General features: G+C 33.4%; 11 protein-coding genes. 3 read left to right on the forward strand and 8 right to left on the reverse strand.

The genetic code is table 11. The features are described 5' to 3' along the window. Positions 1-5,549, reverse strand: a 5,549-nt coding sequence (locus tag BUB82_RS10685; RefSeq protein ID WP_073193617.1) for a lectin-like protein, incomplete at its 3' end; no start/stop codon positions are given. 144 nt (positions 5,550-5,693) lie between these two features. On the opposite strand from BUB82_RS10685, the gene BUB82_RS10690 reads away from it, so the two are divergent. Further along, positions 5,694-7,694 (forward strand): helix-turn-helix transcriptional regulator, encoded by a 2,001-nt coding sequence (locus tag BUB82_RS10690; RefSeq protein WP_073193618.1) that lies wholly within the window; start codon positions 5,694-5,696, stop codon positions 7,692-7,694. Positions 7,695-7,700: 6 nt separating this feature from the next. On the opposite strand, the gene BUB82_RS10695 is transcribed toward BUB82_RS10690, so the two are convergent. The 3 genes from BUB82_RS10695 to BUB82_RS10705 form a co-directional block, all read right to left on the reverse strand. Beyond that, a complete protein-coding gene (locus BUB82_RS10695) occupies positions 7,701-8,846 on the reverse strand; it encodes a geranylgeranyl reductase family protein (protein ID WP_073193619.1) in 1,146 nt (381 codons plus the stop codon). Between the two features lie 412 nt (positions 8,847-9,258). After that, positions 9,259-9,924, reverse strand: a complete 666-nt coding sequence (locus BUB82_RS10700) for a ZIP family metal transporter (RefSeq protein ID WP_073193620.1) — start codon at positions 9,922-9,924, stop codon at positions 9,259-9,261. Further along, positions 9,921-10,655, reverse strand: coding sequence for a class I SAM-dependent methyltransferase (locus BUB82_RS10705; protein ID WP_073193621.1), 735 nt, complete (start codon positions 10,653-10,655; stop codon positions 9,921-9,923). The genes BUB82_RS10700 and BUB82_RS10705 overlap by 4 nt, the downstream gene beginning before the upstream one ends. Before the next feature lie 124 nt (positions 10,656-10,779). On the opposite strand from BUB82_RS10705, the gene BUB82_RS10710 reads away from it, so the two are divergent. Continuing rightward, complete coding sequence (locus BUB82_RS10710) at positions 10,780-11,937, forward strand: THUMP domain-containing class I SAM-dependent RNA methyltransferase (RefSeq protein WP_073193622.1); 1,158 nt, start codon at positions 10,780-10,782, stop codon at positions 11,935-11,937. Between the two features lie 164 nt (positions 11,938-12,101). Here the strand turns inward: BUB82_RS10710 and BUB82_RS10715 are convergent, their stop codons facing one another. The 4 genes from BUB82_RS10715 to BUB82_RS10730 form a co-directional block, all read right to left on the reverse strand. Continuing rightward, complete coding sequence (locus BUB82_RS10715) at positions 12,102-12,815, reverse strand: DUF6048 family protein (protein ID WP_073193623.1); 714 nt, start codon at positions 12,813-12,815, stop codon at positions 12,102-12,104. Further along, on the reverse strand, positions 12,781-13,287 hold the full coding sequence (locus BUB82_RS10720) for a DUF6452 family protein (protein ID WP_073193624.1): 507 nt from the start codon (positions 13,285-13,287) through the stop codon (positions 12,781-12,783). Before BUB82_RS10720 ends, BUB82_RS10715 begins: the two co-directional genes overlap by 35 nt. Before the next feature lie 3 nt (positions 13,288-13,290). Further along, positions 13,291-14,700: a 23S rRNA (uracil(1939)-C(5))-methyltransferase RlmD gene (rlmD, locus tag BUB82_RS10725; protein ID WP_073193625.1), complete on the reverse strand. Its 1,410-nt coding sequence runs from the start codon at positions 14,698-14,700 to the stop codon at positions 13,291-13,293. Between the two features lie 70 nt (positions 14,701-14,770). After that, entirely contained in the window at positions 14,771-16,210 is a 1,440-nt protein-coding gene (locus BUB82_RS10730) for an SLC13 family permease (protein ID WP_083574521.1), read from the reverse strand. A 190-nt stretch (positions 16,211-16,400) separates the two neighbouring features. On the opposite strand from BUB82_RS10730, the gene rocD reads away from it, so the two are divergent. Next, on the forward strand, positions 16,401-17,681 hold the full coding sequence (gene rocD / locus BUB82_RS10735) for an ornithine--oxo-acid transaminase (RefSeq protein ID WP_073193626.1): 1,281 nt from the start codon (positions 16,401-16,403) through the stop codon (positions 17,679-17,681). Positions 17,682-17,686: the final 5 nt, after the last annotated feature.

The raw sequence follows: 17,686 nt of genomic DNA on the forward strand, positions 1-17,686 counted from the left end.
ACTTTCCCTGCTGAAGTTTCTAGCTCAACCACATAAACACCTGAGGCTAATCGACTCACATCAACTTGAGATTGCGTGGTTGTTAGCACCTCTTGCCCTAAGGTATTGAAAATGTTAACTGAATTGATCTCAACTGACGCTGGTAATTCAATTTGTAACTGATGAATCACTGGATTAGGATACAAGCGAACTTGTCCGGCATCAAAACTTTGGTTATTTAAAGGCACTTCTTCAAAACTTAAATGAAAACGATTTTGATCTATACTCTCTGGCACATTAGCATCAACTGTAAAGTCATAAGTTGTGCTTTCCGTTAACTCGGTTTGTGTATTTAAATAGCTGTCATTTAAGTAAACCTTAAGCGTTTCAGGCTGATTCCCTAAGTTGAAGCTTAGGCTGTAAGCCGTATCTTCATAGTTCATCATCAATAAATCAATTTGATGGCCATCAGTTGGGATGTTTTGCTTATCAATCGATTTAAAGCCATTGTTCACAATCGCATAGTTTTCACCTGGATTGGCTAATTTGCTCGCATCTTCATCACTACCAATCGTGGTATAGTTTTCATTAAAACGTAAACCTATGGCATCGCTTTCCATCTCACCGTTTTGTAAAGCTGAGGCTTTATATAAACGCGAGTTGATGTAAAAATTAGTGTAGGTACTAAAAATACTAACTTGATCTTGAGAAGTAGCTTTATCAGCTTCATTAAAAGTGATTGAGCCATTACCCGTAGCCGTGTTTTGTACAAAAAAGGCTTGGCCTGGTGCAATGTATTGCGAGGCATCAGAGCTACTTGGACTTGGAGCTGTGATATTTCCAGTAGAAACTTGAACGGTAATATAACCGCCATTACCATTAGATCCAGCTACAGAAGCATCCCAAACATAGATAAAATCTGTAAGATTAGATTTAGTTACCGAAGCAAAGTCAACCACAGCTTGATAAGGATTACCAACAAAACTATAGTTATCAGCTGCAGAGGCTATAGTTGGTGAATAACTTCCTGTATACATTGTACCCGAAGCACTTAAAGTCGTTGCAGTCGCTGAAGCTTCATTATTAGTTAAGTCGATGGTTCGGTCACCACGCACCATTAAACGGTAAGGCGTTCCTGCTGAAATCACATCACTTGTTGATGTTACAGCTTGCCAACCAGCGCCACTAGATTGATCGGTGATTGTATTGTCGAATGTAAACATAGACGAATTATTAGTACTTGTAGCGTCAAAACCATTGGTAGCGCCACCTGTACCCGTAATATGCGTGTCTTGCTGCCAAGCATTGGCGATGCTTGAACCATCAACTGCAGAACTCATCAAACGAAAAGCACGTTTGGCTGGAATAAAACGCTCGACTTCAACTGTTCCTGTGCCAGAAATAGTGCCTGTAAATTCATCAAATTGAGCAGTTGATGTAGCATTACTCTTAAAAGTGATTTGGCCGTTATTATTTATACTTGTGGTGATAGATAAGATATCGTTGACTTCAACTGAGGCTGAGTTTTCTATGGTAACTTCAGCTAAACTAATTGGTGATGTTAGACTTGCTTCATTGTCTACAACTAACATGGTTTCAGTAGCTACAGCATTTCCATTAGGATTCTTAGCATCTAGCCAGGCGTTATTCAAGTAGATATAATCGGCTTGTATAACTTCTACGTCAAAATTGAAAGTAGAAGTGCCACCACCTTTACCATAAACTTTAAATTCATTAGTGGTTGTTCCAGGAGAAAAAGTTTCTCCACTTCCTGAACCAGTAATTTGTTCTATTGCGTAAGGGATTTCAATAATTGCATATCGAATTAAATTTTCTGGAAGATCGTTCCAACCACCATCTGGAAAGATTTCACCAACATCTTCACCACTACCTGAGTTTGAAGGGTTGCCAGTATTCCAATTGGTATAAATAAATTCTTCGCCGGTTTCCCAAACATAGACTCCTTCGTTTTGCTGATCGTTAAGCCCTATGTATGCATTGCCAAGGCTATTGTCGGTTAGATAGCTTGCAATAAAACTATTTTCTTCTGGATTAGTAATTGTGGCAAAATGTGCGTCTTGAATAGCACTAACTTGCGTTGAAAAATTAGTGAATGTATTTTGAGCATTTGAAATAAAATACGTGTGCCCATTAAAAACTCCCATTTTGGTAAATCCAGTTGGTGTTGGTGGGTAATTATCTAAGCTTTGTGGAGCTAAACAATTCGTAGAGCTTAAAGGTAAATTGTAATTAACAGTTTTACCAGATGGGTTAGTAGTATAATCTAAAATATCGTCAGGTGCAGTACCAACTGTTGGCGTAAAGTTATTTATAACGTTTACAACAGCAGTTCCTGTAGCAACATCACCTGAATTACTAGTAGCCGTTAAAGTTACCGTTGTTCCATTAGGGTTTAAATTGTTAGACCCTGTATACCAGCTGTTTTCATTTAAGCTTCCTGTAAAAGTACCGTTGCGTTCAGTTGAAGATAAATCTATGGCTTCGGTACCAAAATCAGAATTAAAGGCATAATGTAGAAGTAAGTTATTATTAACGCTTGATAAATTGTTATTTTTTGCTGCTAAGACTTCAGCCGTATCTAAAGCATTTTCCCAAGCGCGGAAATTATCCATATAACCATCAAATTGACCACCACCATTTTCAGATGCACCAATTCTCAATAGTCCAGGAGATGCGGTTGGGTTTGATGTATTTAGCGTTGTAGAAGCAACTTCTATTCCTTCAATATAAATTTTCATGGTAGATGTTGATGGACTGTAGCTTATTGCAACATGTTGCCATTCATTTAATGAAATGCTATTTAATGGAGAGTTTAAATAGGTCCAACCACCAGCACTAAATCTATTTATTCCGAAAACTAATTGATTGTTTGCATTAATGTAAAACATGGTAGTTAATTTAGTAGGCCAAGATGCACCACCAAGTGTTTTGGATAAAATATAAGTGTTAGCGTTACTTCTTGGGTAAATTTGCGTTTCAAAAGTAAAACCTTTACTACCACCAAAATCTAACGGTGCACTTCCATCTATTTGAATGTGACCGTTACCTTCAAAATTAAGGCTCACACTAGATGATGTAGTATTCAAATCGCTACAATCAAAAGTAGACTGGTCTAAACTTAAGCTGGCGATTCCTGAAACAGATGAACTTCCATTATCAATATCTTGTGCTGTAATACTTGCATTGCCAGAAGGGTCTAATGTAACATCTATATTTTGAGTGATTACGTTAGGAAAGTCTGTAACGGTTACATCAAAACTACAAGCAGCAGTATTACCAGATGCATCAAAAGCTTCAAAAGTTACCGTGGTTGTGCCTATCGGGAAACTACTTCCAGATTCAAGGCCACTGGTTTGTAAAACGTAAGCTTCATTTTGGTCTAATTGTAGAATATATCTTTCATTGCCAGTACCTCTTGCTCCAACATCATTCCAAGAGCCGCCACTAGATATTGTAACATAATCTTCAACGCCATCTGTATTATTTGGTTCACCTGCTCGCCAGTTGGTATAAGTTGATGAGCTTCCGTCTTGCCAAACAAAACTACCTTCAGAAGCATTATCAGAATAGCCGATATGCGCTTCAGATATACCATTTGTTGAAAGTGCATTGGCTAAAAAGGCGTTTTGAGTAGCATTGTTAACTGTTGCTACTGTACCGCCACGGTTAATAGCATCTGCAAATGCGTTAGCGCCAGAAAAACTTTCATCACTGATAAAAAAGTTTTTACCACTATTATTTCCTATAAAGGTCATGCCCGGCAAAAAATTAAAGGACGATGACGAATTATCTGTAACAATTGGATCACTAAAATTAACAATTGGATTTGTAGCGGTTGTAGTTATATCATCTGGGCAAGTTATAGTTGGGTTACCTGTATCATTGATAGTTACATCAAACGAAACAGAAGATGTATTACCGTATTCATCAAGAGCTTCAAATGTATTGGTTGTTGTTCCGATAGGAAAGCTTGAGCCACTTGATAATCCAGCGGTTTGCTCTGCTGAATAGGAGAATTCAATTATTATCGGACGATCATTATTAGCATCACCAATATCATTCCAGCCACCATTATTATAGATTTCTGTTACATCTTCATTTCCACCAGAATTATTTGGTTCACCAGAATTCCAATTCGTGTAACTCACATTTTCACCATTTTCCCAAACAAAAGTGCCTTCTGATAACAAATCATTAATTCCTATCAAAGCATTTAATTGTCCGTTTTCGGATAAATAATTAGCAATAAAATTATTTTCTGCTGCACTAGTAATGCTCACAGGATAAGCGCCATTAATCGTATTGATTGTACTTAAAAAATTAGCATAGGTATCGGTTGAGTTAGATATGAAATATGTATGGCCATTAAAAACGCCCATTTTTGTAAAGCCGCTTGGAGTTGCTGGATAATCATCAAAGTTTATGTTACTTCCGATACAGTTATCTGTTATGGTTGGTAAATTATAGGTGACGACTTCATCGCTTCCCGTAGTGTTGGCATTAATGTCATTAATTGTTGAAAATACAGGAGCAGAATTATCTTGAACAGTTACCACAGATGATGCTGTAGCAGAATTTCCATAATCATCTTCAACGGTTAAAATAACTGTATTATTACCAATAGATAAACAATCAAAATTTGAGATGTCTAGACTCAAATTCATATTATCATTACAAGCAACAGAAGAGCCATTATCTATTTGTTGTGGTGTTATGCTAGCATTACCATTAGCATCTAAATCTACAGTTATATCTTGAGCTATTGCTGTCGGTGCTATGTTTGACAGATGATATACATCCACATTTGCATTTGTATTGTCTGTGCCATCAGATGCTGAAACTGGAATTGAAGCAGCAGAAACGCCATTGGCATCAAATTGTGTAACATAAAATTTCCAGTCATTGTTAAACCCACCACTTTCAGTGACGACTAGCGCATTATTGAAGTCATGATTAAATGTAGCTCCAGCTGTATAAAAAGAGCCTTGACGCATTCTAATGCCAGGTCCCGAAATTTGTCTAAAGGCATACATTCTATTCAGCTCTAAATAAATAGGTTTATCAAAATCGCCTACACCAAGTGCATTAAATTGCGCTGGTATATTTAGTGTTACTGTACCAATTAGTTCTACATCGGTGGCTAAATTAGGATCTGCGTTGTTGTTTTGATAAACTTCAATAACAGCTTGTGTTGTTGCCGAAGTGTTACCGCGAAACTCCACTTCGAGCTTGGTTAAAAATCCATTTCTAAGAGACTTAAAGGTTTGAACATTTCCAGCGCCAAGTGTGTTTGATGAACCATTACCGTAGCGAACGGAGTTTTGTAATATGGAAACATTATTACAATCAAATTGAGAAACTGATGATGAAAGAGTTACATTATCTCCATCTGCATCATCTGTTGTAATATTAAAATCATTCAAGTCTAAATTTTGTGGAATTGAATTTAATGTGATTAAACTTGGTTGACTTTCAATAGTTGGTGGGTTGTTCTGTGCATTTGTAATAAAAGCAGAAAAGATTAAGATTAATAGATAAAGTTTTTTCATAATAAAGATATTTTCATCAAATCTATTTTAAAAACCGTTCGGCAACTATTTTTAATAGTCTACAATTAGTCTACAACGACCTAAAAGGCTTGTATTGCGTTATTTTAAGCGATTTAAGATTTTAAAAAAGTATATATTTGACTCATGAATCAATCACTATTTTTAGTCTTTTTTTTATTTCTATTTATACCTAAGGTGTCTTTGTCAAGCCCAAACTGTCAAAGCATCCTTACTATTGAAAGATTTAATAAACTTTCTAATAAAGAAAAAAGAAATCAGATTCATCCGTACTTATTACAAGTATTTTGTAATTCTGCTAATCGTGAGAAATATTTTGAATTATATCTGAATACTTTTAAAACTAAAAATCAAAAAAAGCAACGATTAGATGAATTAACGCATCAGTTACATAAAGTAATTTTAGGAAATAAAAATGCTGAATTTTATGAATTTATAAATGAAGTTATTGATCGTATTGAAGGATCTATTCCTCAATTAAAAACCGAGATAGCATTTATCAATTTTAAATTTACCTACTACAATAATAGATATGGCAATTTAAAGGCTTGTAACTATTTAAATGAATACAGCCAATTAGCCAATAAAGATGCTACAAATTCAATGAAATTTTATAATCATCTACTTAAGTTATCTAAATGTGCCGAGTATGCCGATGATTATAATGCCTCTATTTATTATTTATTAAAAGCTCTTGAAATCACAAAACAATTAAAGTATCCTAAAAGTCGACTTAAAAGTGGTCATATTTATAAGTCTTTAAGTATGCGTTACTACGAGCTTAAGGATTATCAAAACACTGAGATATATGCAGATTCTGCCATTAATACTTTTTTGCCTGATTTTAAACATAAAATTGGTTTAGCTGTTGGTTATGAGTACAAGGCATTGGCTTTATATCAAAGGCATAAAGATTATAAACATGCGCTTCAGTATTTAGGAAATGCACAACATATTTATAAAAAAATAGGTAATATTTCAAGATATCACTTTGTTGAAAGACTTAAAGCTGAAGTTTACTCAACTAAAAATCCTGATTTAGCTACTAAGCATTTACTTAATCATATTAATTATTTTCAAAAAAATAAACGCAAACTTCATCAAACAAAAGCATGGCTTTTGGCTTATGAAATATTAGAAAGCAATAAGCTTGAAGCCTTACCTACAACTTCAAACTTTACATTAACAAAAAAACGAATAATTGATAGTTTAACAGGTTTTTTAAATGAAGAAGAGTTACAAAATCAATTAAAAATTACAAATACACTGATTGATTACTATTCAATTTTTTTAGAAACTGATAGTCTAATCAAGTATAACCATTTACAAAACAGATTAGAGGTTAAGCGCGACCAGCATAATTTAAAGCAGAAACAAACCAATGTCAATTTGTACTTAAATAATTATAAAAAAGAGCAAGAACTCACACAATTAAGTTTACTAAACCAAGAACAATCTTATAAAAACAAATTATTAAGTAGCTTAATTTGTATCGTAGTTATAGCCTTGATTTTTTATTTTTTCTATAAAAGAAAACAAAAGCAAATTTTGCTCGCACAGCTAAAATTAGAAGAAACCGAACACAATAAACTTAAAACTGAGCAAAAATTAAAAGAAGAACTTATCTTAAAAAAAGAACAAGCAGAAAAAATGTTGAAGCTAGCTTATGATAACGAGTTAAAAAGCAAAGAACTTCTAAAACTGAAACTACAACAAAAGCAAAATCAAGTTGAAGCGGCGCAACTTGAAAAGCAGTCGAGTGTTAATTTACTGAATGAAGTATTTTTAGCTTTAAAAGATGAAAAGGTTAATGATGCCAGTCATTTACTTAAAAAGCTTCAAACAGATGAGATTATAAAAAAGCACAATAATAGCTTAAAAGAAGTTTTTGAGTCAATTTCGCCTAATTTTATGCAGCAGTTAAATAAAATCAATGCCAATTTAACCGAGCAAGATATCTTATATTGTGTTTTAATTCGCCAGAAATATTCAACTAAACAAATTGCTGATTTTTTAAGTATTTCACCTAAATCGGTTAATCAACACAAATATCGACTCAAAAAGAAATTAGCAATTTCTAAAGAAGAAAATATCAACACGTTTATAGCTAATATTAAAAACGAATAGCAAAACTTAAAATAAAGATACTTTTAATTTTTGCTTTACTTTTTCTTTAAAATTATGCGGATAGGTTCGATCTCCCATAAAAATATCGGTCATATATTCTGCTGCACGCTGGCCATACTTTTTAAGTAATAAATTTCGTAAAGTTCTATTTTCGTAAAACAAGGCTGCTAGTTTAACGCCTAATTCTAGTTCTGGCAATAACTTATCATTTAATTTATTGTTATATAATTTATTGGCTTCATTTAAACTCAAGTTACTTTCTGAAATGGCTTCAGCGACTAGTTTACCGCTGTAAATAGCGTTAGAAATTCCTTCAGCGGTTAATGGATCTGCAAAACCTGCCGCATCACCAATTAAAAATACATTTTGTTTTACAAAACCATCTTTTCTTGGTGAAATAGGAATAATAAAACCGTGAGCTTCTTCTTTTAAAACCGTTTCTATTCCCAGAATTTTTAAGTAATCTCTGTAATTTTCTTTTAAGTTGATTTTTTTAGTTGATTTAGTGAAGTTTCCCACACCAACCGATAAATGATTTTTTTTAGGGAAACTCCATCCATAACCAAAAGGCACAACGTCAATATCAAATCTAGCCGACTTAGATAGGCGCTCAAAATCTTTATCAGGTACTTTAATTTCGTATTCTAGAGCAGGACACATTAAACGCGATTCTTCCCAACCAGCTAATTTTGCAGTCGGACTTAAAGCACCATCGGCAGCGATAATAAATTTAGCTTGAATTTGTTTATTGGTTGTGGTTAATGTAGTGAAATCGTTTTGAAAATCTAAAGCAAGAAGTTTTTCACCTTGTAGCACTTTTACGCCTAATTCTTCAGCTTTTTGAACAATTAGGTAATCAAACTCATCACGCATAATCATGCTAATAATCGGCTTTTTACGAACTGTGTTTAATGCTAACTTTTTAGCATCAAAACGAATATCAACATCAAAAAACTCACGTTCTACTGATTTAGAGACATCAAAAGGCATGTTGCGTCTGCCTCTGTAAACAAATCCACCGCCACAGGTTTTATATCGCGGCAATTGTTCTTTTTCAATAATTATTGATGATAATCCTTTTTTAGCAGCTTCAAAAGCAGCACTTGCTCCTGATGGACCACTACCAATAATAGCAATGTCGTAAGTTTTCATATCATAGATTATAATGGTAAAAATATATGATTTTTGAGAATATTAAAATTTTAAAAGTCTATTTGGTGTCAGCTCTTTATTAAACCTAATGTTTAGACTTAAACCTAAATCGTATTGATGTTTAGCTTTTCATTTTTTTTGAAGGCTTTAAATATTTAGATAATTGTCCTAGTCATAAGCTGCTATTTGCGCTTATAAAACTTACTGAAACCGTATTAACCGCAATCACTTCAACTATTAACGAAAAAAGGCACGTTTAAATGAATATAACTCAAGATTGAATTTGTGGGATCTTAGTTTGTATTTAGCCGTTAGTAATTTCATTTTTTAGTAGAATTGGGTATAGTGTGCTTTAATTAGCATTCAGTTGAAGTTACCGCTATAAATAGTTCTATTTCTTTCAGTTGATAACTTAAATTAACAACGCGATAGAAATCCCTAACAAAATCATTCCGAATTTTGAAAGATTAAATTTATGGTCACGAGACGACTCAAATAAAATTGTTGTTGAAACATGCAAAAATATACCAATAACTACTGCATTTAAATAAGCGCTATAGGTATCAAAAACTGTATAGTTTTGTTGTAAAAAACTGCCTAAAGGTGTCATTAGGGCAAAAATTAATAAAAACAAACCTATTTTAAAAGTGCTTAATCGGGTTTGAAATAAAAATGAAGCAATGATAATGGCAATTGGTATTTTATGAATAACAACCGCCAAAAGTAAATGGTGGTTATGGTGAAGCGGTATACCTTCTAAAAGAGCGTGAATTGATAAGCTTAAAAATAAAACCCAAGGAAAACTTTTTGTTTGCTTATCTTGATGTAAATGTCCATGTTCTGCGCCACCTGAAAGATATTCTAAAATAATTTGCAAAAGTAAACCGATTAAGATATATAACCCGATGTTTGAAACATTACTAGCATAAATTGAAGGCAAAAACTCTAACACGGTTACCGAAAGTAAAAAGGCACCACTAAATGCTAAAAGTAAATTGACGCCAACTTGCTTCTTATGTAAAAAAAAGGCGACTATAAACCCAACAACAGCCGCAATAATAGGTAAGATTAAACTCATGCTTGGTAAACTAAAATGAGACGTTCTGAATTACTGATATCAAAACCATCTAAATTGTAATTGCCAAATTTAGAGGTAATTTTTAAATCGAGCTGTTTAAAAAACTGTTCAAATTCGTTTTTAGTGATTAATTTAACACGTTCGTAAAAACAGAAGTCTTGAGATTTATCTGTAAATTTGATTTCCTTATATACAAAACTATCTTCAATCCAGCGTTTAATATGAAAGGTCAGATTATTTTTTTCTACTGTCGATTTTGGTATTAAATGTTGGCGTAAGTAGGCTTCATTTAAAAAATCAATAACGCCAACACCATTCGGTTTTAAATTTTGTTTGATGGCTTTAAGTGTATTAAAATTTTGTTGTGTTGATTCAAAATAGCCAAAACTGGTAAATAAATTCAATACCGCATCAAAATCAGCCTGTAAGGGAATAGTCATGTCATGCACTTTAAATTTGAGATGTTTATGCGCATGAGCTTGAGCAGATTTTATGTTATTTTCAGATAAATCAATTCCAAGAACGTCGTATCCAAGATCAGCAATAAATTGCGCATGCCGCCCACGGCCACAAGCCAAATCAAGCACTTTAGAATCATCTGGCAGATTAAGATATTCAAATAATTTTTTTACAAAGGCGTGCGCCTCAGTTTGGTTACGATTTTGGTATAAAATGTGGTAATACTCAGAGTCAAACCAAGCTTTATACCATTCAGGGTTTATTTTAGACATAGCGACAAATTTAGCGTATTTTTTAAATTAATGATAGTCTGATTTGTCGTTTATAACTAACAATATGTATTGAAGACTAGATTTCATTTTTATTAGCGTATTTTTGCACAAAATTAGACTTATTATGGAAAATTTTGAAATGACGGCGAAATGTCTTCATGGATTTGAAGGAATTTTAGCTAAAGAACTTAGAAATCTAGGTGCTATGAATGTTACTGAAGGTGTTCGTCATGTCAGTTTTATGGGTGATTTAGGCTTTATGTACAAAGCTAATTTAAGCTTAAGAACAGCTGTAAGTGTATTAAAGCCTATTTTAAATTTCAAAATTTATAAGGAACAAGATTTTTATCAATCTGTTTATGAATTTCCTTGGGAAGATTTCGTTGATAAGAATGGTAGTTTTGCCATAGACTCTACCGTTAATTCTGACATATTTACGCATTCAAGATACGTGGTTTTTAGAGCAAAAGATGCAATTGTAGACCGGTTTCGAGACAAATTTGGCACACGACCAAATATTGATACTAATGAACCTGATGTTCGTTTAAATGTGCATATTGATAGAAATACGTGTAATTTAAGTTTAAATACATCTGGTGAACCCTTATTTAAACGTGGTTACAGAAAATCGACCAACATTGCACCAATTAATGAAGTCTTAGCAGCCAGTTTATTATTGGCTTCGGGCTGGGATGGACAATGTGATTTTTTAGACCCAATGTGCGGTAGCGGTACTATTTTAATAGAGGCTGCGATGATTGCTTGTCAAATCCCTGCTAACATCAACCGCGAAACCTTTGCTTTTATGAAGTGGAATAACTTCAATGAAGATTTTTTTGAAAAAATTAAAGCTTCTGCTTTGAAAAAGATAAGACCATTTCATTTTAAAATTAAAGGTTTTGATTTGTCAGGTATTACAATTTCAAAAGCCAAAGAAAATATTGAAAATGCTAATTTAACTGAGTTTATTTCAGTTGAAGAAGCCGATTTTTTTACCACTGAAAAGCTAGCAGACCGCCATTTATTTATGCTGTTTAATCCGCCTTATGGTGAACGATTACCAGTTGAAGTCCCTGAGTTTTATTCAAGTGTTGGAGATACTTTAAAACAAAACTATCCTGATACCACAGCTTGGTTTATAGTGCCTTTAGATTCTGGTGCTATAAAACATGTGGGACTTAGACCAAGCCGAAAAATAAAAGTGTTTAATGCCAGTATAGAATCGCGATTATTGCGATACGACATTTATAAAGGTTCAAAAAAAGCAAAATATCAAAACTGAATTATACCAAATCTCCCATGCAATAAGATAAATAAATAGTTTCTAATTGCCTTTCTCTTCGTTAAAAAAATGAAACGTAGCTATGGCTATGATTAATTTTTTTGCCTTGATTAAGACAATTATAATTCAATTTCTTTTTGTCTCATCTTATAGAATATTTGGTATTAGTTATCGATAGCTTGTCGTTTTAGTTTGGTATAAATCGGTAACATATAACTGATTGAGTAGCCCCAACCAGCACCAATGCTTGATGAATCATAAGTTCTATTAAATCCAGGAATATATAAATGGTCAAAATTATTAAGCTCAGTTGCACTAGTTTGAAACTTCAACTGAACATTTGCGCCTAAAAAAATATTTTTAAAAACTTCAACTCTAATTCCAGCTTTTAATTCAACCCAAGTAGCGGTTAAGCTATTAAAGCTGCGTTCTTCAGTTCTTATATCTGGATTAAAAAATGTATCTCTCGTGTAAATGGTGTAATCAGTTAAGTCATGACTAAAACTAGCTGCACCGAAACGAAAACCAGCATAAATAAGGTTTTGCATGCCAATCCAATTTTCATAACTATTGTAATTAATACCAGCTTTTAAGTAAGCACCTTTGGTGTTAGAGGTTAGATTTTCTTCAGTATAGATTTTATCATCATAACCCAATTCGGCTGCAATATATATACGGTCATTATAACGATAATCTATAAAGGCTTCAGCACCAGTATAATTGTCTTCTAAAATTGAACGTCCAATTTTACTAAGGTCTAAGCCAAAGGTGATGCCATAGCGTTCTTTATAAGAAATAGAGTCTTGAGTTTGTGCTAAACTTTTAAAGTTAACAACCAGAAGACTAATGATAAATAAAGAGGTGAGTTTCGTTTTCATTGTCGATGTTTGGTTGTTGTACAGCAGTGGCTTTTATCCACTCTAAATCTTCATTGCTTTCTTCAATTTGAGTGACTTGAAAATCTAAAAATTCAACTTTATAACCACAGGCACGATTAATATAGACATTACGCCGTGCATAGTTAAAAATTAATTCGTCTGTATTAATGTCAGATTCGTTTTCGCTGTTAGCATTGATCGTCATTAAAAATTGTGTTGAATTTTGATTTGTCTTTAAGGGTAATATGATTTCTGAAACATTATCATATTCAATAAAATTTTCGTTATCGGTATCAACACTTTGAATGACTAATTCATTTATATTTTTTTGGATTTCGGGATTGTTGATATCAAAAAACTGAACGACTAATCTTGGCGTTGTTGGTGTGTTTTCTGGGCAAATATCGTCACGTTCGCAACTTGATAAGCCAATAGATAGCACAGTAAAAATAAAAAGAAGCTTTCGTTTCATTGATTAACGTAATTCAAGTTTGACCACATTTTCAACATGATGCGTTTGCGGAAACATATCTACAGGTTGAACTTTTGTTACTTTATAAAATTCATCTAGTAAAGCTAAATCTCTTGCTTGTGTTGCCGAATTACAGCTAACGTAAACAATTGTTTTTGGTTTTAAAAATTTAATTTGTTCAACAACATCGGCATGCATGCCTTCACGTGGTGGGTCTGTGATAATGATATCAGGTTTACCATTTTGTTTAACAAAGGCTTTAGTAAAGACTTTTTTCATATCACCTGCAAAGAAGCTTGTGTTATTAATCGTGTTAAACTGAGCATTTTCTTTGGCAGCTTCAATAGCTTCGGGCACAGCTTCTATGCCAATAACATGTTTAGCTTGTTTGGCTACAAATTGCGCGATGGTTCCTGTACCAGTGTAAAGGTCATAAACGACTTCATCACCATTTAAATTAGCAAATTCTCTGGTGATTTTATAAAGTTCGTAAGCTTGATCGGAGTTAGTTTGGTAAAATGACTTAGCTGTAATTTTAAATTTCAAGCCTTCCATTTCTTCAAAAATATGGTCGCGCCCGTGATAGCAAATTACATCTTGGTCGTAAATAGTGTCATTTCCTTTTTGATTAATCACAAATAGGAGTGAGGTGATACTAGGAAATTCATTTTTTAAATAATCTAAAACGCGTTCGCGATTAGCTTTGTCATCTTCAAAAAATTGGACTAAAACCATTACTTCGCCAGTAGAGCTAGTTCTAATCATCAAGGTTCTTAGTAAACCTTTTTGTTCTCGAACATTGAAAAAATCTAAATGATGTTTAGATGCAAAATCTTTAAGGCCATTTCTAATAGCATTGCTAGGGTCTGCTTGTAAATGGCATTGATTCAGATCTAAAATTTTATCCCACATGCCAGGAATATGAAATCCTAAGGCATTTTTATTATTGATTGTATCATTATTTTCAATTTCATTTTTAGTCAACCAGCGGCTATCACTAAATGAAAATTCCATTTTATTCCGGTAGAAGTATGTCTTTTGGCTTCCTAAGATCGGTTGGGTTTCTGGAAGTTCAATTTTTCCGATACGTTTTAAATTTTCAAGAACTTCTTTCTCCTTATAATAAAGTTGATGCTCGTAAGCCATGTTTTGCCACTTACAACCACCACATGTTCCAAAATGCTCACAAACGGGCTCAGTTCTTTTAGGTGAAGCTTCAACTATTTTTGTAGGTTTAGCTTGGTAGTAAGCTTTGCGTTTTTTGTAGGTTTGAACATCAACCACATCACCAGGGACAACTTGGTCTACAATGAGCACGCGACCATCTGGTGCTTTAGCGATGCCTTTGCCTTTACTGCCAGCATCAATTATTTCTACAGCTTCAAAAGCTTGACGTTTATTTCTTCTTGCCATATCGCAAAAATAAAGCAATGTTTTAATTATGCCTTTATTCGCATCAATTTCTTTTAAAATGAGACATTCCTTAAATAAATTCGACTAGTATAACCCAAAGACTCACTAAAATAGGCCCAATAATGCCAATAAATATTCCACCAAATCTAAAGTCTTTTTGATCAAGTTTTCCTGTGCTATGGGCAATAGCATTAGGTGGTGTAGAAACGGGTAGAAGTAAAGCACATGACGCACTTAGCGCAATGATTAGTGGAATAATTTTTGGAGATTGTTCAGGAATTAGAGCGGCAAATGAAATTGCTAACGGAATCATAATAGTAGTGGTTGCTGTGTTACTCATAATATTAGAGAAAACAACGCTAATTAAAGCAAATATAATTGCTAATAGATAAAAGTTGAAGTCTTTAATATTAATAAAACTGATAAAGTAATCGGTTAATCCTTGTTGTTGAACGGCAATCCCTAAAGCCAATCCACCAGCGACTAACATTAAGGTATCCCAAGGGAGTTTTCGCATGTCGTCAGCATCTAATATGCCAAACATGGTTAAACCCACAATCGGAATACCCGAAACTGCAGCAACTGGAATACCTGTCCATTGAGAACTTAACCAAAATATTAAGCTAGCTACAATAATAATTACAGTTACTCGAACTTGTGATGTTGTAATATTTGCATCGGTGTTTTGCTTCGTTTTTTGTAAAAAACTTAAATCTAAAGATTTACGTTTTATTTTATATTTTTTAAGCAAACCATACCAAAATCCAAAAATTAAAATTAAGGCTACAGGAATTCCTATAAGCATCCACTCCATAAAACTAATTCGGATACCAATTCCGTCAAGAGCACCAACAGCAATTGCATTAGGAGCAGAGCCAATAATAGTACCCATGCCACCAATAGCAGCAGCTGTCGGAATACCAATTAAAAGTGCTTTGGTAAGTGGGGCTTCTTTACCTAGGCTCAATGTAATTGGCGTAATGCTAGCAATCATCATAGCAGTTGTTGCCGTATTACTCATCAGCATTGATAGAAAAGCTGTAATAAGCATTAATCCTAACAAAATATATTTTGATTTTTCTCCTAATTTGGGAACTATAAATTTGAGTAAAGATTGGTCTAAAGCAGTTTTTTGCATGGCTTGAGCAATAAAAAAACCACCTAAAAACAACCAAATAACAGAATCTGACCAAGTTTGAACATACTGTTTAACATTTTCAGACTCTAAATTACTCATTGTAAAAACTAGAGCACCAATAATTAATATGCCAACAGCAAAAGGCGGAATAGCTTCAGTTACCCATAAGCCAACTGCAAATATTAAAATGAATAGAACAGAGGTTTGTCCTTCTGTAAAACTTGGCTCTTTAATTACATAGCTTAAGCCCAATGCAATTAAAAAGCTTAAAACAAATTGAAGTGATCTGCTTTTCCAATTAACTTGTTTTACTAAATTTTTGTTTAATTTATTGATAATCTTTGTAGCATATCGCCTTGAATCAGATTGCATATGGCCAAGTTTTAGTATTTCAAAATTAATAGTTGTAAATTCATTAAACTATGATTTTAGGCACTTAATACGACTTCTTTATTTATAATAATACTAAATTAGTGAAAATGATTAGTTTTCAAATTTCTTTACGAAAAAATGAAGCCTAGATGTTTATTTTTGTGAAAATTCATTATATAAAATTAATTTCATGAAAGTAGAAGACGTAAAAACTTCAGCACAAGCAATAGAATTAGAAGATAAACATGGCGCCCATAATTACCATCCATTACCAGCAGTACTTAAAAAAGGTGATGGTGTTTTTGTATGGGATGTTGAAGATAAAAAATATTACGATTTTCTTTCAGCTTATTCAGCTGTAAATCAAGGGCATTGCCATCCTAGAATTGTTGATGCAATGACAAAACAAGCCAATACAATAACCTTAACATCTCGCGCCTTTCATAATAATGTTTTAGGTGTTTTTGAAAAATACGCAACAGATTACTTCAATTTTGATAAGCTATTACCAATGAATACCGGAGCAGAAGCTGTAGAAACGGCTATCAAAATTTGTCGTAAATGGGCTTATGAAAAAAAAGGAATTAAAGAACAAGATGCCCAAATCATAGTATTTGAAAATAATTTTCACGGTAGAACAACAACGATTATATCATTTAGTAATGATGAAGGTGCTAGAAAGAATTTTGGACCCTACACACCAGGATTTATAAAAATACCTTATGATGATGCTGATGCTTTAGAAAAAGTTTTAAAAGAACACGATAATATTGCAGGTGCCTTGATAGAGCCAATTCAAGGTGAAGCTGGAGTTTACACGCCTAGCGACGATTTCATTCCTAAAGTTAAAGAATTATGCCAGCAACATGATGTTTTATTCATGGCTGATGAAATTCAAACAGGAATTGCAAGAACTGGCGCTTTATTAGCTGTCTGTGGAAAATGTGATTGCCAAGGCCATTGTGAACGTCAAGATGCAACTTACTCACGACCAGATATTTTAATCTTAGGGAAAGCACTCTCAGGTGGAGCTTACCCTGTTTCTGCAGTTTTAGCAGATGATGCTGTAATGAATGTTATTCAACCTGGGCAACACGGTTCAACATTTGGTGGTAACCCTGTGGCTGCTGCTGTCGCTATGGAAGCGCTTGAGGTGGTTAGAGACGAAAAACTAGCTCAAAATGCACGTGAACTTGGCGATTTATTTAGAAGTGAATTGAATAAATTTATTGAAACAACTGATATAGTGAAGCTTGTCCGTGGTCGTGGACTGTTAAATGCTATCGTCATTAATGATACTGAAGATAGCTCTACTGCCTGGGATATTTGTATGGCATTAAAAGAAAATGGCCTGTTAGCAAAGCCAACCCACGGAAATATTATTCGTTTTGCGCCACCATTAGTTATTACTAAAGATCAAATTATGGATTGTGTTTCAATCATTATAAAAACCTTAAAAGATTTTGAATAATAAGT

It is taken from the genome of Psychroflexus salarius (assembly GCF_900129035.1).
In the GTDB taxonomy this organism is placed as follows: Bacteria; Bacteroidota; Bacteroidia; order Flavobacteriales; family Flavobacteriaceae; genus Psychroflexus; species Psychroflexus salarius.